Annotated in this window: 17 protein-coding genes and 2 rRNA genes; 16 read left to right on the forward strand and 3 right to left on the reverse strand. The window is 68.8% G+C overall.

Annotation, left to right across the window (positions count from 1 at the left end):
* Nucleotides 1-26: 26 nt before the first annotated feature.
* Nucleotides 27-1,151 (reverse strand): AAA family ATPase, encoded by a 1,125-nt coding sequence (locus ACPWUT_RS05080; protein ID WP_425841298.1) that lies wholly within the window; start codon nt 1,149-1,151, stop codon nt 27-29.
* A gap of 52 nt (nt 1,152-1,203) precedes the next feature.
* Here ACPWUT_RS05080 and ACPWUT_RS05085 point away from each other — a divergent pair, with 52 nt between their 5' ends.
* The 14 genes from ACPWUT_RS05085 (at nt 1,204) to ACPWUT_RS05150 (ending at nt 16,275) form a co-directional block, all read left to right on the forward strand.
* Nucleotides 1,204-1,980: an ABC transporter ATP-binding protein gene (locus ACPWUT_RS05085; protein ID WP_425841300.1), complete on the forward strand. Its 777-nt coding sequence runs from the start codon at nt 1,204-1,206 to the stop codon at nt 1,978-1,980.
* On the forward strand, nt 1,962-3,542 hold the full coding sequence (locus tag ACPWUT_RS05090; protein WP_425841303.1) for a hypothetical protein: 1,581 nt from the start codon (nt 1,962-1,964) through the stop codon (nt 3,540-3,542). Before ACPWUT_RS05085 ends, ACPWUT_RS05090 begins: the two co-directional genes overlap by 19 nt.
* A 61-nt stretch (nt 3,543-3,603) precedes the next feature.
* Nucleotides 3,604-4,581: an NAD-dependent epimerase/dehydratase family protein gene (locus tag ACPWUT_RS05095; RefSeq protein ID WP_425841306.1), complete on the forward strand. Its 978-nt coding sequence runs from the start codon at nt 3,604-3,606 to the stop codon at nt 4,579-4,581.
* A 231-nt stretch (nt 4,582-4,812) separates the two neighbouring features.
* On the forward strand, nt 4,813-5,877 hold the full coding sequence (gene argC / locus ACPWUT_RS05100) for an N-acetyl-gamma-glutamyl-phosphate reductase (protein ID WP_425841309.1): 1,065 nt from the start codon (nt 4,813-4,815) through the stop codon (nt 5,875-5,877).
* The gene (argJ, locus tag ACPWUT_RS05105; RefSeq protein WP_284529367.1) at nt 5,874-7,031 is read left to right on the forward strand and encodes a bifunctional glutamate N-acetyltransferase/amino-acid acetyltransferase ArgJ; all 1,158 of its coding nucleotides are present in this window, start codon (nt 5,874-5,876) and stop codon (nt 7,029-7,031) included. The genes argC and argJ overlap by 4 nt, the downstream gene beginning before the upstream one ends.
* Nucleotides 7,032-7,044: 13 nt before the next feature.
* A complete protein-coding gene (gene argB / locus ACPWUT_RS05110; RefSeq protein ID WP_425841311.1) occupies nt 7,045-7,944 on the forward strand; it encodes an acetylglutamate kinase in 900 nt (299 codons plus the stop codon).
* Nucleotides 7,941-9,203, forward strand: a complete 1,263-nt coding sequence (locus ACPWUT_RS05115) for an acetylornithine transaminase (protein WP_425841314.1) — start codon at nt 7,941-7,943, stop codon at nt 9,201-9,203. The genes argB and ACPWUT_RS05115 overlap by 4 nt, the downstream gene beginning before the upstream one ends.
* The gene (gene argF / locus ACPWUT_RS05120; RefSeq protein ID WP_284529371.1) at nt 9,200-10,123 is read left to right on the forward strand and encodes an ornithine carbamoyltransferase; all 924 of its coding nucleotides are present in this window, start codon (nt 9,200-9,202) and stop codon (nt 10,121-10,123) included. The genes ACPWUT_RS05115 and argF overlap by 4 nt, the downstream gene beginning before the upstream one ends.
* A 1-nt stretch (nt 10,124) precedes the next feature.
* On the forward strand, nt 10,125-11,192 hold the full coding sequence (locus ACPWUT_RS05125) for a heparan-alpha-glucosaminide N-acetyltransferase domain-containing protein (RefSeq protein ID WP_425841317.1): 1,068 nt from the start codon (nt 10,125-10,127) through the stop codon (nt 11,190-11,192).
* Nucleotides 11,193-11,235: 43 nt separating this feature from the next.
* On the forward strand, nt 11,236-12,666 hold the full coding sequence (argH, locus tag ACPWUT_RS05130) for an argininosuccinate lyase (RefSeq protein WP_425841320.1): 1,431 nt from the start codon (nt 11,236-11,238) through the stop codon (nt 12,664-12,666).
* Nucleotides 12,667-12,735: 69 nt separating this feature from the next.
* A complete protein-coding gene (locus tag ACPWUT_RS05135) occupies nt 12,736-13,386 on the forward strand; it encodes a SatD family protein (RefSeq protein WP_425841323.1) in 651 nt (216 codons plus the stop codon).
* Nucleotides 13,383-14,078: a hypothetical protein gene (locus tag ACPWUT_RS05140; protein ID WP_425841326.1), complete on the forward strand. Its 696-nt coding sequence runs from the start codon at nt 13,383-13,385 to the stop codon at nt 14,076-14,078. The genes ACPWUT_RS05135 and ACPWUT_RS05140 overlap by 4 nt, the downstream gene beginning before the upstream one ends.
* A 58-nt stretch (nt 14,079-14,136) precedes the next feature.
* Nucleotides 14,137-15,438, forward strand: a complete 1,302-nt coding sequence (gene tyrS / locus ACPWUT_RS05145; protein ID WP_284529378.1) for a tyrosine--tRNA ligase — start codon at nt 14,137-14,139, stop codon at nt 15,436-15,438.
* A gap of 3 nt (nt 15,439-15,441) precedes the next feature.
* A complete protein-coding gene (locus ACPWUT_RS05150) occupies nt 15,442-16,275 on the forward strand; it encodes a DUF4184 family protein (RefSeq protein ID WP_284529379.1) in 834 nt (277 codons plus the stop codon).
* On the opposite strand, the gene ACPWUT_RS05155 is transcribed toward ACPWUT_RS05150, so the two are convergent.
* Complete coding sequence (locus ACPWUT_RS05155) at nt 16,233-16,649, reverse strand: HEAT repeat domain-containing protein (protein ID WP_284529380.1); 417 nt, start codon at nt 16,647-16,649, stop codon at nt 16,233-16,235. The genes ACPWUT_RS05150 and ACPWUT_RS05155 overlap by 43 nt on opposite strands.
* Nucleotides 16,639-17,916 carry a CoA transferase gene (locus ACPWUT_RS05160; protein WP_284529381.1) on the reverse strand — a complete coding sequence of 426 codons (1,278 nt, stop codon included), beginning with the start codon at nt 17,914-17,916 and terminating at the stop codon, nt 16,639-16,641. The genes ACPWUT_RS05155 and ACPWUT_RS05160 overlap by 11 nt, the downstream gene beginning before the upstream one ends.
* 589 nt (nt 17,917-18,505) lie before the next feature.
* Between ACPWUT_RS05160 and ACPWUT_RS05165 the strand changes: the two genes are divergently transcribed.
* Together ACPWUT_RS05165 and ACPWUT_RS05170 are read left to right on the forward strand one after the other, a co-directional pair.
* Nucleotides 18,506-20,029 (forward strand): 16S ribosomal RNA (locus ACPWUT_RS05165).
* A gap of 418 nt (nt 20,030-20,447) precedes the next feature.
* Nucleotides 20,448-23,553: ribosomal RNA gene (locus ACPWUT_RS05170) — 23S ribosomal RNA — on the forward strand.
* The 16S and 23S rRNA genes sit together here, the layout of an rRNA operon.
* Nucleotides 23,554-23,589 lie beyond the last annotated feature (36 nt).

Genomic DNA, 23,589 nt, shown 5'->3' on the forward strand with positions numbered 1-23,589 from the left:
GCCGGCGGGCGACCCGTGCCGCGGCTCTAGCGCGTGCCCCAGTTCCATGCAGGGACATCGAGGAGGCCCTGGCCGACGACCTCTGTGCCGCCCGTGCCCGGGCGCAGCTCCACCCGCGAGGGATCGGGCAGCGAGTCAACCAGCGCGGCCGCGTGGGAGACGACGAGGACCTGGGTGCGCTCGGCGGCCGCCACGATGAGCCGCGCCAGCGGCTCGAGGAGCGACGCGTGCAGGCTCGCCTCGGGCTCGTTCAGCACCAGCAGCGGCGCGGGCCGTGCCGGCAGGAGCGCGGCGACGAGCAGCAGGTAGCGCAGCGTGCCGTCGGACAGCTCGGCGGTCTGCAGCGGACGAAGCAGGCCGGGCTGCCGGAACGACAGGCGGAACAGACCGTCGGTCGCCGTCACCGACACCTGCGCGCCCGGGAACGCCTCGTCGACCGCTCGATCGAGTGCGCTGCCATGACCGGCCTCGACCACCGTCGCCCACAGCGCTGCGAGGTTCGCCCCGTCGTGGGCGAGGGTCTGAGTGCGGGTGCCGACCTGCGCGCGCCGGGCGGGCGCATCCGCATCGACGCGGAAGTGGTCGTAGAACCGCCACCCGCCGAAGGTGCGGCGCAGCGAGAGCAGCTCGGGCGCGGTGTCGCCCTCGGCGAGGTCGGTGATGATGCTCTCGAACGGGGCGAGCTGCTGACGCAGCGACACCCACCCGTCAGCCCGCACCCGGGTGTGCTGCCGCGTGCGGTCGATGATCAGCGTGGCGGGCTTGGCGACGGCGCCGGCGAAGATCTGCTCGCGCTTGATCTCCGGATCGCGGGCGAACGGACTGCGCTGGTCGGTCTGCGGGATGCCGAGGTCCACCAGGTAGCCGAGCTCGTCCGAGGCGAAGCCGAGCTGCACGGCGACCGGCCGTGTGCGGACGGTGCCCTGATCGCCGCCGTTCTCCGGCCCCGCCCACAGCACCGACGGCAGCCCGCCCTCCCGGGCCAGTGCCCCCACGACGTCGCCTCGGCCGGCCGACGCCAGCAGCCCCAGTGCGCGGTACAGGTTCGACTTGCCGGAGCCGTTGGGGCCGGTGATCACCGTGAGGGGGCCCAGCGGCACCACCACGTCGCGGAGGGAGCGGTATCCCGACACGGCCAGGGTCTGCAGCATGCCTTCCAGCCTCTCATCCGTCCCGGACACCACCCCCGGTAGGCTCGGGCTGATGAGCGACTCCACCGCGTCCCCTCCGCCGGCCCTCCAGGTCTCCCAGCTCGTGAAGCGCTTCGGTGAGAAGGTCGCCGTGGCCGGTATCGACCTCGAGGTTCCCGCCGGCTCGTTCTTCGGGCTCGTCGGCCCCAACGGCGCGGGCAAGACGACCACGCTGTCGATGGCGACGGGGCTGCTGCGGCCCGACGCGGGTCTCGTGCGGGTCCACGGCGTGGACGTGTGGACCGAGCCGGTCGTGGCCAAGCGCATGATCGGGAACCTCGCCGACGGCGTGCGGCTGTTCGACCGGCTGACCGGCGAGCAGCTGATCACCTACACGGCCATGATGTTCGGGCTGCCGAGGCCGGAGATCGCCCCTCGGGTGGCGGACCTGATCGCGCTGATGGATCTCGGTGACGCGGCCGGCACGATCGTCGCGGACTACTCGGCGGGCATGACCAAGAAGGTCGCCCTGGCGTGCGCCCTGGTGCACGCGCCGCGCCTGCTCGTGCTCGACGAGCCGTTCGAGTCCGTGGATCCCGTGTCGGCGGCCAACATCGAGGACGTGCTGCGCGGCTATACGTCCTCCGGCGGAACGATCATCATCTCCAGCCACTCCATGGACCTCGTCCAGCGCATGTGCGATCACGTCGCCGTCATCGCCGCGGGGCGCGTGCTGGCCGCCGGAACGGTCGACGACGTCCGCGCGGGCGAGAGTCTCCAGGACCGCTTCGTCTCCCTCGTCGGCGGGCGTCACACCTCGGAGGGCCCGCAGTGGTTGCGACCGTCCTGAGGCTCCGGTACCGCATCCTCGGCAACAACCTCTCCCGCCGACCCTGGCAGCTGGTGGGCTTCTGCTTCGGCGTCCTGTGGGCGCTCGGCCTGCTGGCGCTGATCGTGGCCGGGTTCGTCGCGCTCTCCGCATCGCAGTCGCTGTCTCTCATCGCGCCTGTCCTCGTGTTCGGCGGCGGCCTGCTGCTGCTGGGCTGGCTGCTGGGGCCGCTGCTGCTGGCCGGACTGGACTCGACGGTCGACGCCTCCCGGCTCGCTCCCTTCCCACTGCGCCGCTCCCAGCTCATGTCGGCGCTCGCCGCCGTGGGGGCGACGGGCATCCCGGGGATCATCACCGCCGCGGCGGCGATCTCCTCGCTGATCCTCTGGGTGCGATGGCCTGCCGCGCTGCTCGTCGCCGTGCCCGCCGTGGTGCTGGCGGTGGCCACGTGCGTCGTCGCGACGCAGCTCATGTCGGCGCTGTCGCAGAGCTCCGGCTCGCGCCGCGGCCGGGAGATCACCGGCACGCTGGTGCTCATCGTGCTCATCCTGTCCGGTCCGATCCTCACCGGCGTCCTGTCGGTCCTCGATCGCGCGACGGGCGAGCTGTCGTCGCGCTTCGCGGACGCCGCCGCCGTGCTCGGCTGGACGCCCCTGGCGGCGGCCTGGTCGGCGCCGGTGGATGCCGCCGCCGGGTCGTGGGCCGCAGCGCTCGCGAAGCTGGCGATCGCGGCCGCGACCCTCGCGCTGCTGGTGTGGCTGTGGGACCGCGTGCTGACCGCGTCGACCGTCGCACCGGCCCGTCGGTCGGTGCGCGCGGTGCGATCGGGCGCCCTTCAGCTTTTCGGCCGCATGCCCACCGGGGGAGTCGGGGCGACGTGGGCGCGCTCGCTGACCGCGTGGCTGCGGGACCCGCGGTACCTGCGGCAGCTGATCGTCGTCCCGCTGTTCCCGATCCTCTTCGCCTTCGCGGGCGGGGTCGACGGCTGGCTCTTCGGCGCATCGGCGGTCATGGCGGCCCTGGTGCTTGCCATCGCGGGCTACGCCGACATCTCCTACGACGGGACCGCCTTCGCCTCGGTCATCTCCACCGGGATCCGGGGGCGGGATGACCGGCTCGGCCGACTGCTGGGTGCCGCCTGCATCGGCGTCCCGCTGCTGCTGGCGGTCGCGATCATCACGACCTCCGTCGCGGGCACCCAGGAGAATCTGCCGGCGCTGCTCGGCGCCGCGCTCGGTCTGCTCCTGTCGGGCTACGGGGTGACCGCGGTGTCGTCGGCGCTCATCGTCACCCCGGTGCCCTCACCGGGGGACAGCCCGTTCCGGTCCGTGCCCGGTCAGACGTTTCTGAACGGCCTGCTGGTCTTCGTCGTGTGGGGAGCCGCGCTCGTGCTGGCCTCTCCCGCCCTCGTCCTCGCCGTCGTCGCGACCGTGGGCGGGTCCGCGGCGCTGGGATGGATCGCGCTGGCCGTCGGGGTCGGGGCGGGTCTCGCCGCGATCGCCGGCGGGGTGCTGCTCGGCGGCCGCACCCTCGATCGCACGGCTCCCGACCTCCTGCAGCGCATCAAGGCCTTCCCCACCTGAGCCGTTGCGCCGACAGCGGACACGCTCGCGTCCGCGCGGCGGGCGTGCTGTGGTGAAGGGCATGACGGACGTGCTGATCCTCGGGGGGACGGGGTGGCTGAGCGGGCGTATCGCTCAGCGCTGGATCGACGAGGGCGCCTCGGTGACCTGCGTCGGACGCGGCGGCCGGCCCGCCCCGCGCGGATCGCGACTCGTCGTCGCCGACCGCGATGCGCCGGACGCGTACGCACCGGTGGTCGGCCAGGAGTGGGACGAGGTGGTCGACGTCTCCTCCCACCCGGGCCACGTCGCGCAGGCGGTCGCCGCACTCGAGGAACGGGCCGTCCACTGGAGCTACGTCTCGAGCGTGTCGGTCTACGCCGACGCCGACCGGCCCGGAGCCGACGAGACCGCCCCCCTGGCGGTTCCCGCCGACGACGGGTCGCCCGACGACTACGCGCGGGCGAAGGCGGCGGCCGAGCGCGCCGTCGGAGCGCTCGGGGACCGCGTCGCGATCAGCCGGGCGGGGCTCATCGTCGGGCCGGGCGACCCTACCGACCGCTTCGGCTACTGGCCGGCGCGCTTCGCCGCCGACGCGGACGCGCCCGTGCTGGTCGCGCCGCACGAGGGCGCGTTCGCGCAGGTGATCGACGTCGACGACCTGGCGGACTTCATCGTCCGGTCCGGTCGCCGCGGGTGGCGGGGCACGGTCAACGCCGTGGGCGTCTCCACTCCGCTGTCGTCGGTGCTCGAGACGGTGCGGACGATCGCCGGCCATCGCGGCCCGGTGGTGAGCGCACCGGCGGAGTGGCTGCGCGACCGGGGCGTCGCGCACTGGTCGGGGCCGCGCTCGCTGCCGCTGTGGCTGCCCGCCGACATGCCCGGCTTCGCCACCCGTGACGGGCGCGCCTACCGTGCCGCGGGCGGTCGGCTTCGTCCTCTCGGCGAGACCGTGGAGCGGGTGCTCGCCGATGAACGGGCGCGGGGCCTGGACCGGCCGCGGCGGGCGGGCCTGGGCCGCGCGGAGGAGGCGGAGCTGCGGGCGGCGCTCGGCGCCTGACGGCCGGAGCCCCGGATTTGGCGGATCGTGCTCGGCGGCGATATCGTCGCCGCATGTCCTCGGCGTCCGCGATCACCGTTCCCACGGTCATGCGCGCGCGTCGACGCCAGGGCGGACGCCGACTCTAGGCGACCCCGCACGCTCCCCGCTCCCGCGGGTCGAGCCGCCGGTGTCGCCGTCTTCGGCCTGAGCCCGTCCAAGGGCCCGTTCCTCAGACAATAAGGTTGGACAATGACCTACTCGGTCGCCGTTTCCGGCGCATCCGGCTATGCCGGCGGCGAGATCCTGCGCCTGCTGGCCGCCCACCCCGACATCGAGATCCGCACGGTGACGGCGCATTCGAACGCGGGGCAGCCGCTCATCGAGCAGCAGCCGCACCTGCGCTCGCTCGCACACCTCACGCTCCAGGAGACGACGCCGGAGACCCTGGCCGGTCACGACGTCGTCTTCCTCGCGCTGCCGCACGGGCAGTCCGGGCAGTACACCGAGGCCCTTGCCGGCGTGCCGCTCGTCATCGACGCCGGCGCCGACCACCGGCTCACCTCGGCCCACGCGTGGGAGGCCTTCTACGGCGGTGACTTCCACGAGCCGTGGGCGTACGGCGTCCCCGAGCTGCTCGTGGACGGTGTCAAGCAGCGCACCCACCTCGCCGGTGCGGCGCGCATCGCCGCCCCCGGCTGCAACGCCTCCACGGTCGCGCTGAGCCTCGCACCGGGCGTCGCCGCCGGCGTCATCGACCCCGGTGACATCGTCAGCGTGCTGGCGGTCGGCCCCTCCGGTGCCGGCAAGAGCGCCAAGACCCACCTGCTGGCCTCCGAGATCCTCGGGAGCGCGAACCCCTATGCGGTCGGCGGCACGCACCGCCACATCCCGGAGATCCGGCAGGCGCTCGTGGCCGCCGGCGGTCGCCGGGTGCCGCTGGCCGACGACGCGGTGGGGATCTCCTTCACCCCCGTGATCGTGCCGATGGCGCGCGGCATCCTCGCCACGAGCGTCGCGCGGATCGCGCCGGGGGCCTCGGACGCCGAGATCCGCGAGGCATGGGAGTCCGCCTACGGCGACGAGACCTTCGTCCAGCTCCTGCCCGAGGGCTCCTTCCCCCGCACCGCCGACGTGCTCGGGGCCAACACCGCGCTCATGGGCCTGGCGATCGACCGCGCCGCCGACAAGGTCGTCGTGGTCACCGCGGTGGACAACCTCGTCAAGGGCACCGCCGGTGCCGCCGTCCAGTCCATGAACATCGCCCTCGGCCTCCCCGAGGCCACGGGCCTGACCGTGAACGGAGTCGCGCCGTGAGCGTCACCGCAGCGAGGGGATTCGAGGCGGCCGGTGTCGCGGTGGGGCTGAAGTCCACCGGGGCCAAGGACGTCGCCGTCGTCGTCAACCGCGGGCCGGCCAAGGCCGCCGCGGCCGTGTTCACCAGCAACCGCGCCAAGGCCAACCCGATCCTCTGGTCGCAGCAGGCGATCGCCGACGGCGTCGCGGAGGCGGTGGTCCTGAACTCCGGAGGCGCGAACTGCTTCACCGGGAGCTTCGGATTCCAGACCACCCATCAGACCGCCGAGACCGCGGCCGGCCTGCTCGGGGTGAGCCCCGGCGACGTGCTCGTCTGCTCGACCGGGCTGATCGGGACGGGCGACGAGACGTTCCGCGCCAAGGTGCTGCAGGGCACGGCGGAAGCGATCCGCACCCTCACCGCCGACGGCGGGGACGACGCGTCGCTGGCCATCATGACGACGGACTCGAAGCCCAAGCGGGCCGTGGTCTCGCGCAGCGGCTGGACGATCGGCGGCATGGCCAAGGGCGCGGGGATGCTCGCGCCGGGACTGGCCACGATGCTCGTCGTGATCACGACCGACGCCGTCGTGGGCTCCGCCGACCTCGACACCTCGCTGCGCCGCGCGACGCGGCTGACCTTCGACAGGCTCGACTCCGACGGCTGCATGTCGACCAACGACCAGGTCACGCTCCTGGCCAGCGGGGCCAGCGGCATCGCACCGGACCTCGACGAGTTCGCCCGCGCGCTGACCGAGGTGTGCCAGGACCTCGCGCAGCAGCTGCAGGCCGACGCGGAGGGCGCCAGTCACGACATCACGATCCAGGTCGTCCACGCCGCCTCCGACGACGACGCCGTGGCGGTCGGACGGTCGGTGGCGCGCAACAACCTGTTCAAGGCCGCCGTCTTCGGCAACGACCCCAACTGGGGCCGGGTGCTCGCGGCCATCGGCACGACCGACGCGGCCTTCGACCCCTACGACGTCGACGTCTGGTTCAACGGCGTGCGCGTCTGCAGCGCGGGCGCCCCCGACCGTCCTCGCGAGGAGGTCGACCTCACGCCGCGCGCGACCGGCATCCTCATCGACCTGAAGGTCGGAGACGCCGAGGCGACGATCCTCACCAACGACCTCACCCACGACTACGTGCACGAGAACAGCGCGTACTCCTCATGAACGAGCAGGCCTCATGACCGATCTCCAGCAGACGACTCCCGAGGAGGCGGCCGAGAAGGCCGCGGTCCTGATCGAATCGCTGCCCTGGCTGCGCCGGTTCCGCGACCAGATCATCGTGATCAAGTACGGCGGCAACGCCATGGTCTCCGAGGAGCTGCAGGACGCCTTCGCGCAGGACATCGCGTACCTGCGCTTCGCGGGCGTCAAGCCGGTGGTCGTGCACGGCGGCGGGCCGCAGATCTCGAAGATGCTCGACCGGCTGTCGATCCCGAGCGAGTTCAAGGGCGGCTACCGGGTGACCTCGACGGAGGCCATCGGTGTGGTGCGGATGGTGCTGACCGGCCAGATCAACCCCCAGCTGGTGGCGAAGATCAACGCCCATGGGCCCTTCGCGACCGGCCTGTCCGGGGAGGATGCGGGGCTGTTCCGCGGTCGGCGGCGCGGGGTCGTCATCGAGGGCGTCGAGCACGACCTGGGCTTCGTGGGCGATGTCGTGGGCGTCGATCCGCAGCCCGTCCTCGATCAACTGACCGCGGGCCGGATCCCCGTCGTCTCCTCGATCGCCCCGGACCACGACAATCCCGGCCACTCGCTGAACGTCAACGCGGATGCCGCCGCCGCAGCGCTCGCGGTCGCCCTCGGCGCCACCAAGCTCGTGGTGCTCACCGACGTTCCGGGACTGTACGCCGACTGGCCCGATCGGGACTCCCTCGTCTCGCACCTGACGGCGTCCGAGCTGCGCGAGATGCTGCCGACGCTGGAGTCGGGCATGATCCCCAAGATGCAGGCCTGCCTGGATGCCGTCGAGGGCGGCGTCGACACGGCGGCGATCATCGACGGCCGCCAGCCGCACTCGGTGCTGGTGGAGATCTTCACGGAACACGGAATCGGAACAGAGGTGGTGGCGAAGTGACCGACACGACGACGCAGGCACGCTGGCAGGAGGACGCGTCGCGCGACCTGGTGCGCAACGCCGGCGCCCGACTGGCGATGTTCACGCGCGGCGAAGGCGCGTCGGTGTGGGACGACTCGGGCCGACGCTACCTGGACTTCCTCGGCGGGATCGCCGTGACCTCGCTCGGGCACGCCCACCCCGTCTTCGTCGACGCGATCGCCCGGCAGGCGGCGACCCTCGCCCACGTCTCGAACTACTTCGCGACCCCGCCCCAGCTCGAGCTGGCCGCCCTCCTCAAGGAGATCGCCGGGGCAGGGGAGGCGGGACGCGTCTACTTCGGCAACTCGGGCGCCGAGGCCAACGAGGCGGCGTTCAAGCTCGCGCGCCTCCACGGCGCCGCCGACCGCAACGCCGGCACGCCGCGCCCGCGCATCCTCGCCCTCGAGAACGCCTTCCACGGCCGGACGATGGGGACGCTCGCCCTGACGGGCAAGCCCTACATGCAGGAGCCCTTCCTCCCCATGGTCCCGGGGGTGGAGTTCCTCGACTCGACCGTCGCGGCGCTCGAGGCCGCCATGGACGACCGTGTCGCCGCCCTGTTCGTCGAGCCCATCAAGGGCGAGGCCGGGGTGGTCGAGCTGCCCGAGGGCTACCTGCGCGCGGCGCGCGAGATCACCCGGCGCCACGGCGCCCTGCTGATCGTCGACGAGATCCAGACCGGGGCGGGTCGCACGGGGGAGTGGTTCGCGTTCCAGCACGAGGGGATCACCCCCGACGCGATCACCGTCGCGAAGGGGATCGGCGGCGGTTTCCCCATCGGCGCCCTCATCACCTACGGCGAGGCGAGTGACCTGTTCTACCCCGGCACCCACGGGTCCACCTTCGGCGGCAATGCGCTGGGGACCGCGGTCGCGGTCGCCGTCCTGCGCGAGATCGAACGCGCGGGGCTCCTTGCCAACGCGGCGGAGCGGGGCGTGCAGCTGCGCACGGCGATCGAGGCGCTGGACTCGCCGCTGGTCCGCGAGACACGCGGCCGGGGCCTGCTGATCGGCGTCGGCCTGCGGCATCCGGTCGCCGGCGCCGTCGTCGCGGCCGCGCAGCAGCACGGCCTGATCGTGAACGCCGCCAACGAGGACACGGTGCGGCTGGCCCCCGCCCTCACGATCGGCGACGTCGAGGTGGACGAGTTCATCGACCTCTTCGGACGCGCACTCCACACCGTCGAGGACTCGCTGCTGCTCGAGGACCCGACCGACCACTCGAAGGAATCCGCATGACTCGCCACCTCCTCCGCGACGACGACCTCAGCCCGGCCGAGCAGGCCGAGATCCTGGACCTCGCCCTCTCGCTGAAGAAGGACCGCTGGAAGCTCAAGCCCCTCGAGGGCCCGCAGACCGTGGCGGTGATCTTCGACAAGTCGTCCACGCGCACCCGCGTGTCCTTCGCGGTGGGCATCGCCGACCTGGGCGGCTCGCCGCTGATCATCTCGACCGCCAACAGTCAGCTCGGCGGCAAGGAGACCCCTTCCGACACGGCCCGCGTGCTGGAGCGGCAGGTGGCCGCCATCGTGTGGCGCACGTACGCCCAGGCGGGGCTGGAGGAGATGGCGGCGGGCACCCGCGTCCCCGTCGTCAACGCCCTCAGCGACGACTTCCACCCGTGCCAGCTGCTCGCCGATCTCCTCACGATCCGCGAGCACAAGGGCGAGCTCGCCGGCCTGACGCTCACCTTCTTCGGCGACGGCAAGTCGAACATGGGGCACTCCTACGTTCTCGCCGGCGTCACGGCGGGCATGCACGTGCGCGTCGCCTCGCCCGAGGACTACGCGCCGCGCGAGGACGTCATCTCCGACGCCGATCGGATCGCGGCGACCACCGGGGGATCGGTGGCCCTCTACACCGACCCGGTCGAGGCGGCCGCGGGCGCCGACGTGATCGTCACCGACACGTGGGTCTCGATGGGCAAGGAGGAGGAGAAGATCGCACGCCTGCGCGATCTCGGCGCCTACAAGGTCACCCAGGAGACGATGGCGCTCGCACAGGACGACGCGATCTTCATCCACTGCCTGCCTGCCGACCGCGGCTACGAGGTGGACGCCGAGGTGATCGACGGCCCGCAGAGCGTCGTCTGGGACGAGGCGGAGAACCGTCTCCACGCCCAGAAGGCGCTGCTGGTCTGGCTGCTGCGCCAGCAGTGACGTGACCGTGGCCGGCGCCCTCGCCACGTCGCACCTGCAGACCGGCTCCCGGCTCGCGGGTGTCGATCTGGCGCGGGGTCTCGCGGTCCTCGGCATGCTCACCGCCCACCTGCTGGCGATCGAGGCATTCGACCCGAGCGCGCCGGCCACCTGGGTCGACATCGTCAACGGGCGGTCCTCGATCCTGTTCGCCGTGCTCGCCGGCGTCTCCCTCGCGCTGGTCTCCGGCGGCGCCGCTCCCGTCGCGGGCGACCGTCTGCGGCTGGTCCGGGCGCGGACCGCGGTGCGCGCGGTGGTCCTGTGGACGATCGGCATCCTGCTCATCCTCACCGGCGTTCCGGTCTACGTCATCCTCCCGGCCTACGCGGTGCTCTTCCTGCTGGCGCTTCCCTTCCTCCGGCTGCGCGCTCCGGCGCTGTGGCTGCTCGCCGCCGCGCTCGCCCTGACGATGCCGCTGCTGCAGCCGGCGCTGAATGAGATCGTCGCCCGTGCCGGATCCGACGTCGAGCTGATGCTCGGCTGGCACTACCCGTTCACGCTCTGGCTGGCCTTCGTGCTCGCGGGGCTCGCCGCCGGCCGCAGCGACCTGCGCCGGCTGCGGACGCAGCTCGCGCTGGTGGCGGTCGGCGTCGCGGCCGCCGTCGTGGGCTACGGCGCGGTCGCCCTCTGGCCCGTAGCGGACGGACCGGCATGGGTGGGGGAGGTGTGGACCGACCGGGCCCATTCCGGCGGCCTCCCCGAGGTCCTCGGCTCCGGGGGTGTCGCGCTCGCCGTCCTCGGGGCCTCGCTCCTCGTGTGCCGCACGCCGCTGGCCTGGGTCCTGATCCCGCTCCGCGCCGTCGGCTCCATGCCGCTCACGGCCTACGTGGGTCAGCTCCTGGCGTGGGCGGTCATCGCCGCGGTCGTCCTCGGGGACACCGGCGACCTCGGCGGCTTCCGCGCCCTCGACCCGCTGGGGCCGTTCATCGTCACCACCCTCGTGGCATGCACCGCCTGGGCCCTGCTGTTCGGGCGCGGTCCCCTCGAGCGCGGGGTCGCGTGGATCGTCCGCACGCTCGTGCGCGGCTGATCCCCACGACGGCGGCGGGCGCGCGGCTGGCTAGGCTGGGACGGTGACCGACTCATCCGCGCATGGCACGAACGAAGGCGCCCTCTGGGGGGCGCGCTTCGCGACCGGACCGTCTCCCGAACTGCAGGCGCTGAGCCGATCCACCCACTTCGACTGGGTCCTCGCGCTGTACGACCTGGCGGGCTCGCACGCCCACGCTGCCGCGCTCGCCGCCGCCGGGTACCTCACGCCCGACGAGGAGTCGCGGATGCACGCGGGTCTCGACGCGCTCGCGCGTGCGGTGACCGACGGGACGCTGGTCGCCCAGCCCGGCGACGAGGACGTCCATGGCGCCCTCGAGGCGGCCCTCATCGCCGCCGTCGGCCCCGAGCTGGGAGGCAAGCTCCGTGCCGGCCGCAGCCGCAACGACCAGATCGCCACTCTCGTGCGGCTCTACCTTCTCGATCACGCCCGGGTGATCGCCCGCGATCTCCTGCGCGTGATCGACGCGGTGGTCGCGCAGGCCGAGGCCCACCCGACCGCGATCATGCCGGGGCGCACCCACCTTCAGCACGCGCAGCCGATCCTCCTCGCCCACCACCTGCAGGCCCATGCCTGGCCGCTGGTGCGCGACCTGGAGCGACTGCGGGACTGGTCGGCGCGCGCGAGCGTGTCGCCGTACGGCGGTGGCGCCCTCGCGGGGGCGACGCTCGGGCTGGATCCGCAGCTGGTCGCAGCCGAGCTGGGACTGGCCCGCCCGGCGGAGAACTCGCTCGACGGCACGGCGGCCCGCGACGTGGTCGCCGAGTTCGCGTTCATCGCCGCGATGATCGGCGTCGACCTGTCGCGTTTCGCGGAGGACGTCATCATCTGGAACACGCGCGAGTTCGGCTTCGTCACCCTCGACGACGGGTACTCGACCGGCTCGAGCATCATGCCGCAGAAGAAGAACCCCGACATCGCCGAGCTCGCACGAGGAAAGGCCGGTCGGCTGATCGGCAACCTGTCGGGGCTGCTCGCGACCCTCAAGGCGCTGCCGCTCGCGTACAACCGCGATCTGCAGGAGGACAAGGAGCCCGTCTTCGACTCGGTCACCACCCTCGAGGTCGTCCTGCCGGCCTTCGCGGGGATGATCGCGACGCTGCGATTCGACACCGACCGCATGGCGTCCCTCGCTCCGGAGGGGTTCTCGCTGGCCACCGATGTGGCCGAGTGGCTGGTCCGGCAGGGCGTGCCGTTCCGGGACGCCCATGAGATCTCCGGGTCGCTGGTCCGTGCCTGCGAGGAGCGGGGGATCGGGCTGGAGGATGCCGACGACGCCCTCCTTGCGCAGGTCTCGGCCCACCTGGTGCCGGCGGTGCGCGAGGTCCTGACGATCGAGGGATCGGTCGCCAGCCGCACCGGCGCGGGAGGCACGGCGCCGATCCGCGTCGAGGAGCAGCGGCGTGAGCTCGTCGAGCGTGCGCAGGGCGCGGCGCGGGCACTCGGTCTCTGATCCGCTTATCTGCGCACCGCGATAGGTATCTGACTTATATCTCTATGAGATAAGTGCTACGCTTATTCCATGGAGCGCCGTATCGTCACCATCGCCGACATCGTCGGCTCGCGCAGCCTGCCCGACCGCAGCGCTGCCCAGCGCGCCATCGAGGATGCGGTGACCCGCGTGGAGCGCGACGCGCCGGCGGCCGAGCAGCCGCTCGTGGCGACCGTGGGCGACGAGTTCCAGGCGGTGCACACCGAGCTCTCCGCCGCGCTCCGATCGCTGCTGCTGCTGCAGCTCGCGCTTCCGGAGGGGATCGAGCTCCGATTCGGGGTGGGGGTGGGCGGTGTGCGGGCCGTGGACTCGCGCACGGAGCTGATCTCCGACGGGCCGGGGTGGTGGGCGGCGCGCGACGCGATCGAGGCGGTGCACCGCCTGCAGGATCGCGGCATGCCGAAGGCACGCATACGCGTGGTCGGAGCCCCGGAGGAAGATGCCGACATGATGTCGCAGATCCGGATGGCCAACGCCTATCTGCTTGCGCGCGACGAACTCGTCGGGGCGATGAGCTCGCGGGCGCGCCGCCTGACATACGGGCGGTGGGCCGGCCGCACGCAGCGGGAGCTCGCCGAGGAGGAGGGCATCAGCCAGCCCGCGGTCTCCCAGATGCTGGCGGCCGCCGGGTCCGCGGCGCTGCTGGCGGGACTGTCCGCGCTCGAAGGGGACGACCGGTGATCGGCACCGGGATCGTCCTGCTGGCGGTCGGGGCCGTCGACCTGCTCCGCCAGTACATGCCCCGGCGTGGACGGCCCGCCGCCTTCGCGCTCGGCGCGGTCCTGCTGCTGATCCTCTCCGCTGGCGCCGACGCCGTGGTCTGGACCTTCGTCGCGCTCGGCACGGCGACCCTGTGGGTCTGGGGCACGCCGGACCGTCGCGGCGGGCGGGCGGGTCTGTGGCCCGTCGTGCTGATCGCCGCGGTGTCGGCGATCGCGGTCTCGATCGTGGGCGTGCGCCCCCAGCAGGGACCGCTCGGCGAGCTCTGGCCGGTCGCATCGCCGCTCGGCCTGGTCAGCCTCGACGTCGCCGTCTTCACCGTCGGCGCCGTGGCCTTCCTGACCGAGTCCGGCAACGTCGTGGTGCGCGCCGCGCTGCGGGACGGCAGTGTGCCCGACGACGCGCCGGCGGCGCTGAAGGGAGGCCGGCTCATCGGTCCGCTCGAGCGCATCCTCGTGTTCGCGCTGACGCTCACCGGGGCCTTCACCCTGCTGGCGGCGGTGCTCGCCGCGAAGGGGATCGTGCGCTTCCCGGAGATCTCGCGCGACACCGAGGCGGGGACGCGCGCGGAGTACTTCCTCATCGGCAGCCTCGTGAGCTGGGTGACCGCCCTCGGGGCGGCGTTCCTCCTGTGGTGGGGGACCGGGGCCTGACGCTCGGCCGCCGCCCCGTGCGCGGGGTCGCCTCGGTCGCGCTGATAGCCTGGAACGCGTGTCTGAAACCGTCGTGAGCGCCCCGGCGCCCGCCAACGACCCCGCGTTCGAGAACGTCTGGGACGAGATCGTCTGGCGTGGCCTGGTGCACGTGTCCACCGATCAGGAAGCGCTGCGTGCGTTGCTCGGCGGGGACCCGATCACGTACTACTGCGGATTCGATCCCACGGCCCCGAGCCTCCACCTGGGAAACCTCGTCCAGCTCCTGCTGATGCGTCGCCTGCAGCTGGCGGGCCATCGCCCGCTCGGGCTGGTGGGGGGTTCCACGGGTCTCATCGGCGACCCGAAGCCCACGGCCGAGCGCACGCTGAACGACGCGACGGTGGTCGCGGAATGGGTGGGCTACCTGCAGTCGCAGGTCGCGCGCTTCCTCAGTTTCGACGGCGTGAATGCGGCGCGTCTGGTCAACAACCTCGACTGGACCCAGCCGATGAGCGCGATCACCTTCCTCCGCGACATCGGAAAGCACTACCGCGTCGGGACCATGCTGAAGAAGGACGCCGTCAGCGCACGCTTGAACTCGGAAGACGGCATCAGCTACGCCGAGTTCAGCTACCAGATCCTCCAGGGCCTCGACTACCGCGAGTTGTACCTGCAGCACGGGTGCGTCCTCCAGACCGGTGGAAGCGACCAATGGGGCAACCTGACGAGCGGGGTCGACCTCATCCGCAAGGCCGAGGGCGTCGCGGTGCATGCCATCGGCACGCCGCTGATCACGAACAGCGACGGACGCAAGTTCGGCAAGAGCGAGGGCAACGCGATCTGGCTCGATCCGGAGCTCACCAGCCCCTACGCGATGTACCAGTTCTGGCTCAACACCGACGACGCCGACGTGATCGACCGCCTCAAGGTGTTCACGTTCCTGACGCGCGCCGAGATCGAAGAGGTGGCGGCCGAGCACGAGGCCGCGCCGTTCCGCCGCGTCGGCCAGAAGCGCGTCGCGCGGGAAGTGACCACCATCGTCCACGGGGCGGAGGCGACGGCTGCGGCCATCGCGGCATCCGAGGCCCTCTTCGGTCAGGGGGATCTGTCCGCGCTCGACGCCGAGACGCTGCGCAGTGCGCTGCGAGAGCTTCCGCACGCCGAGGTGGCGCACGGCTCCCCGGTCGTGCAGGCGCTCGTCGACACCGGGCTGGTGTCGAGCCTCGGCGAGGCCCGGCGCGCGATCGCCCAGGGCGGCGTGTCGCTCGACGGCGAGAAGGTCGCCGACGAGTCCGTCGTCGTCACGGGGTCGCTCCCCGGTGGCGTCTCGGTGCTCCGCCGCGGCAAGAAGACGCTCGCGGGCCTCTTCGTCGGCTGACGCATGCCGTTCACCCCGTCGCACGCGATCGTCGCGATCCCGTTCGTCCGCACGCCGCTGCTGCCCGCGGCGATCGCGATCGGCGCGATGGCGCCCGACCTCCCGCTGTTCGTGCGCTTCCTGCCAATCAGCTACCAGGTGACCCACACCGACCTGCTCGCCTCGACGCTGCTCGCCCTCCTGCTCCTCGTGATCTGGTACGCGGTGCTGCGACCGGCGGTGCGGGAGATCTCGCCCACGTGGCTCGCGCGCCGGCTCCCGCCCGCGTGGGACGCCACCGGACGGCGCGCCTGGGAGTCCGTCCGCGCGCCGCGGCCGGGTGCACAGCGGGAGCTGTGGCGTCGCACGGGGGTGTTCGCCGTGCTCGTCGCGCTCTCCCTGCTTCTCGGGGTGATCTCGCACATCGTGTGGGACGCCTTCACGCACGAGGGGCGATGGGGGCTCGAGGTGTTCCCCTCCCTCGAGGAACCGTGGGGCCCTCTGCTCGGCTACAAGTGGCTCCAGTACGGCTCGGGCGTCCTCGGCCTGGTCGTGCTCGCCGCCTTCGGTGCGTGGTGGCTCGCGCGCGCCGGCACCGGACCCGTCGTCCGCGTCCTCCCGACGTGGGTGCGCGTGAGCTGGTGGCTCTCCCTCCCGCTCGTCCTCCTGGTCGCCTGGATCGGCGGGCTGGTCGTGCTCGGCCCCATCGAGGGCACGTTCACGGCCGCGCACCTGGCCTACCGCGTGCTTCCGCCGGCGTGCGCCGTCTGGGGCGCGGTCACCGTGGTGCTGTGCGGTGTCGTCGTCGCGCGGCGCTACTCCGGCGGGCCGGGGACGCCGAGGGTGCGCCAGGCCTGACGGCGCACCCGCTCGACGGGATCCTCGGTCAGGGCGTCGACGAGCCCGCGGGAGTCGGGCAGGTCGTGTGCGCGGATCACCTTGAGCGACATCTCCCGCACGCGCCAGTGGGGGTCGCTCAGAGCGTCGACGACGAGGCGGGGGTGGCGCGGCGGTCCGATATGCAGCAGTCCGCGGGCTCCCCAGACGCGGCGCCAGTGATCCGGCCAGCCGATCGTGCCGCCGAGCCACGCGATGTCCGGCCAGCGGCGATCCGCGTCGCCCGCCCGGCCCGACAGCAGCTGCTCGCACCAGTCGACGACGAGCTCGCGCCCGAACAGTTCGCACGCCGCCGCGGCCAGATCCTGGGGCCGGCCGCCGGGCTCAGGGAGCATCGGCGGCCTCGATCCAGGTCGGCGCATCGCGCCCCCACGGGCGCGGCGCCGCGAAGGCGGTCGGACCGCCGGCGTAGGCGATCGCCGGCGCGGACGTCGTCAGGGCCAGGCCGTCCAGGTCGAACGTCTGCAGGTGACCCGCGTCGTCCGGAGGCGCGGCGGTCCCGGGTTCCGCGCGCCGCGGCATCGCCAGCAGCTCCTGTGCCACGCGGCGCAGGCTCGTCTGGGCGAGCCAGGACCCGCCCTCCGCGGCTCGCCGGGCGAGAAGGGTCAGGATCGCTGCCGCGAGCAGATAGCCGGCGCTGTGGTCGAGGGCCTGGGCCGGGAGCACGCCCGGGGTCCGTCCGTCCGGCGACTCCACCCACGCGATCCCGGTCTCGGCCTGCACGAGGCTGTCGAAACCGCGCCGGTCGGGGGAGCCCCAGGCGGTGAGACGCGCGACGATCACGCCGGGTCGCCGCGCGGCCAGCGCCTCGGGCGACAGGCCGAGCCGCTCGAGCGCGGCCGGCCGGTACCCGAGGACGACCACATCGGCGGTCTCGAGGAGGAGCCCGAACACGGCGCGTCCCGCGGGCGCTGCGAGATCCACCCGTGCCGAGCGCTTGCCGTGGCCGGTGTCCAGATGCTGCCAGGAGATCTCGGGCGTGCGGGGCGGGTCGATCCGGAGGACATCGGCGCCCAGGAGAGCGAGGGTGCGGGTGGCGACCGGCCCGGCGATCACCCGCGTGAGGTCCAGCACGCGGACTCCCCGCAGGGGCGCGTCGACCGGACCCCCGGGAAGCGGCCGCGGGCGCGCGTCGGCGAGACGCGAGATGGCGACGGCGTCGGAGCCGGGCGCGGCCCCGTCCGCCGGGCTCTCGGCCGCGACCGGTACGCACAGCCCGCCCTCCGCCGTGACCGCTGCGGCCGCGTCGGCGCTGGTGCGCCCGCGGAGCGCCGCGGCAACGGCATCCCGGCCCGCGTCCGGCGGCACGGAGAGTCCGCGGCGCAGCGCGGCGGCGTGATGCGGGTAGGTGCCGTGCGTGCGGACCCAGCCGTCGCTCGTCGGGAAGAAGGCCGACAGCTCGCCGAAGGCGGTCGGGCGCTCTCCGCCGACGCGCAGCCACCGCTCACTGGTGAACGCGACGGCGATGCGATCGCCGTCCAGCGGTCCGGGGGTGCTTCCGGCCAGCGAGGCCGCGGCCCGCGAAGCGTCTGCGACGGCGCGTTCCGCGAGCGCCCCGACGGAGAGGCGGGCGCTGAGCGGGACGTCGACACGATCGACCATGGCCCGACGCTACGCCCCACTGAGCGGACGTGCACGTGCCCTCGCGTCCAGATCCGCGGAATTCCGCGGATCGCGGGCGCGACACGCCCGGGATGCGAGCCCGATTTGCCCAAGTGGCGGAACCCACGTAACTTATTACTTGTTCGCCCCACAGGGAAGAGCGAGAAGGCCGGAAGGCCTCGCCCCCTCAAGCGGAGAACCACCTCCAACCCAAACACCTCGTAGAGGAAGCATGACCTTCGGGTCTAGGATGGAGTTTCCACCCCGTGGACCGCGGTCATCGACTGCTCCCGTGGATCTGAATATCCCGGCGCGTCGATTTGACAGACGGAACGGGATGGATAAGATAGAGAAGTTGCCCTGCGGGGGAGGCTGAGAGGCCGAACAGCAGGAGCATCCGATCCTTGAGAACTCAACAGCGTGCACTTGTCAAATGCCAAAAAACCTCGATTCAGCTTCGGCTGAATGAGATTCCTTTGGATCAAAGTCCGGCACTTCGGTGCCGGCAACGGATAGTCAGCAATGACATCCCTTTGGTCAGATCAAACTCGCTGCTTCAGTCCATTCCGGCTGATCGCAGCAACATTTCTTTACGGAGAGTTTGATCCTGGCTCAGGATGAACGCTGGCGGCGTGCTTAACACATGCAAGTCGAACGGTGAAGGCGGAGCTTGCTCTGCTGGATCAGTGGCGAACGGGTGAGTAACACGTGAGCAATCTGCCCCTGACTCTGGGATAAGCGCTGGAAACGGCGTCTAATACCGGATACGAGCTGCGAAGGCATCTTCAGCAGCTGGAAAGAACTTCGGTCAGGGATGAGCTCGCGGCCTATCAGCTAGTTGGTGAGGTAACGGCTCACCAAGGCGTCGACGGGTAGCCGGCCTGAGAGGGTGACCGGCCACACTGGGACTGAGACACGGCCCAGACTCCTACGGGAGGCAGCAGTGGGGAATATTGCACAATGGGCGCAAGCCTGATGCAGCAACGCCGCGTGAGGGACGACGGCCTTCGGGTTGTAAACCTCTTTTAGCAGGGAAGAAGCGAAAGTGACGGTACCTGCAGAAAAAGCGCCGGCTAACTACGTGCCAGCAGCCGCGGTAATACGTAGGGCGCAAGCGTTATCCGGAATTATTGGGCGTAAAGAGCTCGTAGGCGGTTTGTCGCGTCTGCTGTGAAAACCCGAGGCTCAACCTCGGGCCTGCAGTGGGTACGGGCAGACTAGAGTGCGGTAGGGGAGATTGGAATTCCTGGTGTAGCGGTGGAATGCGCAGATATCAGGAGGAACACCGATGGCGAAGGCAGATCTCTGGGCCGTAACTGACGCTGAGGAGCGAAAGGGTGGGGAGCAAACAGGCTTAGATACCCTGGTAGTCCACCCCGTAAACGTTGGGAACTAGTTGTGGGGACCATTCCACGGTCTCCGTGACGCAGCTAACGCATTAAGTTCCCCGCCTGGGGAGTACGGCCGCAAGGCTAAAACTCAAAGGAATTGACGGGGACCCGCACAAGCGGCGGAGCATGCGGATTAATTCGATGCAACGCGAAGAACCTTACCAAGGCTTGACATATACGAGAACGCTGCAGAAATGTAGAACTCTTTGGACACTCGTAAACAGGTGGTGCATGGTTGTCGTCAGCTCGTGTCGTGAGATGTTGGGTTAAGTCCCGCAACGAGCGCAACCCTCGTTCTATGTTGCCAGCACGTAATGGTGGGAACTCATGGGATACTGCCGGGGTCAACTCGGAGGAAGGTGGGGATGACGTCAAATCATCATGCCCCTTATGTCTTGGGCTTCACGCATGCTACAATGGCCGGTACAAAGGGCTGCAATACCGCGAGGTGGAGCGAATCCCAAAAAGCCGGTCCCAGTTCGGATTGAGGTCTGCAACTCGACCTCATGAAGTCGGAGTCGCTAGTAATCGCAGATCAGCAACGCTGCGGTGAATACGTTCCCGGGTCTTGTACACACCGCCCGTCAAGTCATGAAAGTCGGTAACACCTGAAGCCGGTGGCCCAACCCTTGTGGAGGGAGCCGTCGAAGGTGGGATCGGTAATTAGGACTAAGTCGTAACAAGGTAGCCGTACCGGAAGGTGCGGCTGGATCACCTCCTTTCTAAGGAGCATCTGGCACCCTGGGTTTTCGAACACAGTGGTGTCCAGGCGCCGGATCAGGACCGAATGCGTCCTGCCGGTTAGCTCATGGGTGGAACATTTGACAAGGTGCCGGAGGGTGACCTTCGAACTCAGTACGCTGCTTGCAGCTGGAAAGGTTCGGGGCAAGCCAGCCGGCACATGCACGCTGTTGGGTCCTGAGGGACCGGATGTGCTCTTCGGAGCCAGCCAACCTCAGGACCTTTTCTGGCTGCCGAATCGGCAAGCGGGGAAGGTACCGCCCGTACTTTGAGAACTACACAGTGGACGCGAGCATCTTTGAACTGACGCAAGTCAGTTCATATAGATGATCTTAAAGATCATTAGTCAATTTCGAGTCGGACTTCGGTCCGAACCGATTCTTGATAAAACTCATGTGATTTCAAGTCTTTAAGAGCAAACGGTGGATGCCTTGGCATCTGGAGCCGAAGAAGGACGTAGCAATCTGCGATAAGCCTCGGGGAGTGGATAAGCACACTTTGATCCGAGGATTTCCGAATGGGGAAACCCCGCTGGGCGGCGTGCCGACCCAGTGACTCCCGCCTGAATATATAGGGCGGGTAGAGGGAACGTGGGGAAGTGAAACATCTCAGTACCCACAGGAAGAGAAAGCAACCGCGATTCCGTTAGTAGTGGCGAGCGAAACCGGAACAGGCTAAACCGAGTACGTGTGATATCCGGCAGGAGTTGCGTATTCGGGGTTGTGGGACTTTTCAGGCTGTTCTGCCGAGCAGCCGGCGTTACAAGAAGGTATAGACGAACTGGATTGAAAGCCAGGTCATAGAGGGTGCCAACCCCGTAGTCGAAATGCCTCCCTTGACGCGAAGAGTATCCCAAGTAGCACGGGGCCCGAGAAATCCCGTGTGAATCTGTCAGGACCACCTGATAAGCCTAAATACTCCCAGATGACCGATAGCGGACAAGTACCGTGAGGGAAAGGTGAAAAGTACCCCGGGAGGGGAGTGAAATAGTACCTGAAACCGTTTGCTTACAAACCGTTGGAGCAGCCCTAGCAGCTGTGACAGCGTGCCTTTTGAAGAATGAGCCTGCGAGTTAGCGATACGTGGCGAGGTTAACCCGAGAGGGGTAGCCGTAGCGAAAGCGAGTCTGAATAGGGCGATTCAGTCGCGTGTCCTAGACCCGAAGCGAAGTGATCTATCCATGGCCAGGCTGAAGCGACGGTAAGACGTCGTGGAGGGCCGAACCCACTTAGGTTGAAAACTGAGGGGATGAGCTGTGGATAGGGGTGAAAGGCCAATCAAACTTCGTGATAGCTGGTTCTCTCCGAAATGCATTTAGGTGCAGCGTTGCGTGTTTCTTGCCGGAGGTAGAGCTACTGGATGGCCGATGGGCCCTACAAGGTTACTGACGTCAGCCAAACTCCGAATGCCGGTAAGTGAGAGCGCAGCAGTGAGACTGTGGGGGATAAGCTTCATAGTCGAGAGGGAAACAACCCAGACCACCAACTAAGGTCCCAAAGCGCGTGCTAAGTGGGAAAGGATGTGGAGTTGCCTTGACAACCAGGAGGTTGGCTTAGAAGCAGCCACCCTTGAAAGAGTGCGTAATAGCTCACTGGTCAAGTGATTCCGCGCCGACAATGTAACGGGGCTCAAGCACGCCACCGAAGTTGTGGCATTGACATTATTGGTAGGCCTTCGTGGTCCAGCCGTGTTGATGGGTAGGAGAGCGTCGTGTGGCCAGCGAAGCGGCGGTGTGAACCAGCCGTGGAGGCTACACGAGTGAGAATGCAGGCATGAGTAGCGAAAGACGTGTGAGAAACACGTCCTCCGAAAGACCAAGGGTTCCAGGGTCAAGCTAATCTTCCCTGGGTAAGTCGGGACCTAAGGCGAGGCCGACAGGCGTAGTCGATGGACAACGGGTTGATATTCCCGTACCGGCGAAGAACCGCCCAAGCTAATCCAGTGGTGCTAAGTGCCCGAATTCCTCTGTATCGATCCCTTCGGGGTGAGAACGTTGGAGCTAGCGCACGACCCCATGCTGGTGCGGTTAGCGTATTAACAGGTGTGACGCAGGAAGGTAGCCCAAGCCAGGCGATGGTTGTCCTGGTGCAAGTGCGTAGGCCGAGAGATAGGCAAATCCGTCTCTCACATAGGCTGAGACACGATGCGGATAAAAAGTGGGTGATCCTATGCTGCCGAGAAAAGCATCGACGCGAGGTTCTAGCCGCCCGTACCCCAAACCGACTCAGGTGGTCAGGTAGAGAATACCAAGGAGATCGAGAGAATCGTGGTTAAGGAACTCGGCAAAATGCCCCCGTAACTTCGGGAGAAGGGGGGCCTTCGACGTATTAGGACTTGCTCCGAAAGCGTTTGGAGGCCGCAGAGACTAGTGGGTAGCGACTGTTTATTAAAAACACAGGTCCGTGCCAAGTCGCAAGACGATGTATACGGACTGACGCCTGCCCGGTGCTGGAAGGTTAAGAGGACCGGTTAGCCGCAAGGCGAAGCTGAGAATTTAAGCCCCAGTAAACGGCGGTGGTAACTATAACCATCCTAAGGTAGCGAAATTCCTTGTCGGGTAAGTTCCGACCTGCACGAATGGCGTAACGACTTCCCAACTGTCTCAACCGCGAACTCGGCGAAATTGCATTACGAGTAAAGATGCTCGTTACGCGCAGCAGGACGGAAAGACCCCGTGACCTTTACTACAGCTTGGTATTGGTGTTCGGTGTGGCTTGTGTAGGATAGGTGGGAGACTTTGAAGCAGGGACGCCAGTTCTTGTGGAGTCATTGTTGAAATACCACTCTGGTCACTCTGGATATCTAACTTCGAACCGTAATCCGGTTCAGGGACAGTGCCTGGTGGGTAGTTTAACTGGGGCGGTTGCCTCCCAAAAAGTAACGGAGGCGCCCAAAGGTTCCCTCAACCTGGTTGGCAATCAGGTGGCGAGTGTAAGTGCACAAGGGAGCTTGACTGTGAGACTGACAGGTCGAGCAGGGACGAAAGTCGGGACTAGTGATCCGGCAGTGGCTTGTGGAAGCGCTGTCGCTCAACGGATAAAAGGTACCTCGGGGATAACAGGCTGATCTTGCCCAAGAGTCCATATCGACGGCATGGTTTGGCACCTCGATGTCGGCTCGTCGCATCCTGGGGCTGGAGTAGGTCCCAAGGGTTGGGCTGTTCGCCCATTAAAGCGGTACGCGAGCTGGGTTTAGAACGTCGTGAGACAGTTCGGTCCCTATCCGCTGCGCGCGTAGGAAATTTGAGAGGATCTGACCCTAGTACGAGAGGACCGGGTTGGACGAACCTCTGGTGTGCCAGTTGTTCTGCCAAGAGCACCGCTGGTTAGCTACGTTCGGGATGGATAACCGCTGAAAGCATCTAAGCGGGAAGCCGGCCTCAAGATGAGATTTCCATGCCTTCGGGCGAGAGGCTCCCAGCCAGACTACTGGGTTGATAGGCCGGATGTGGAAGCGCGGTAACGCGTGAAGCTGACCGGTACTAATAAGCCGATGACTTGATAACACACCGTTTTTGGTGCTTGCGTCCACTGAGTGGTTC

Origin of the sequence: Microbacterium sp. PA5 (assembly GCF_049860775.1) — a bacterium.
Lineage (GTDB): Bacteria > Actinomycetota > Actinomycetes > Actinomycetales > Microbacteriaceae > Microbacterium.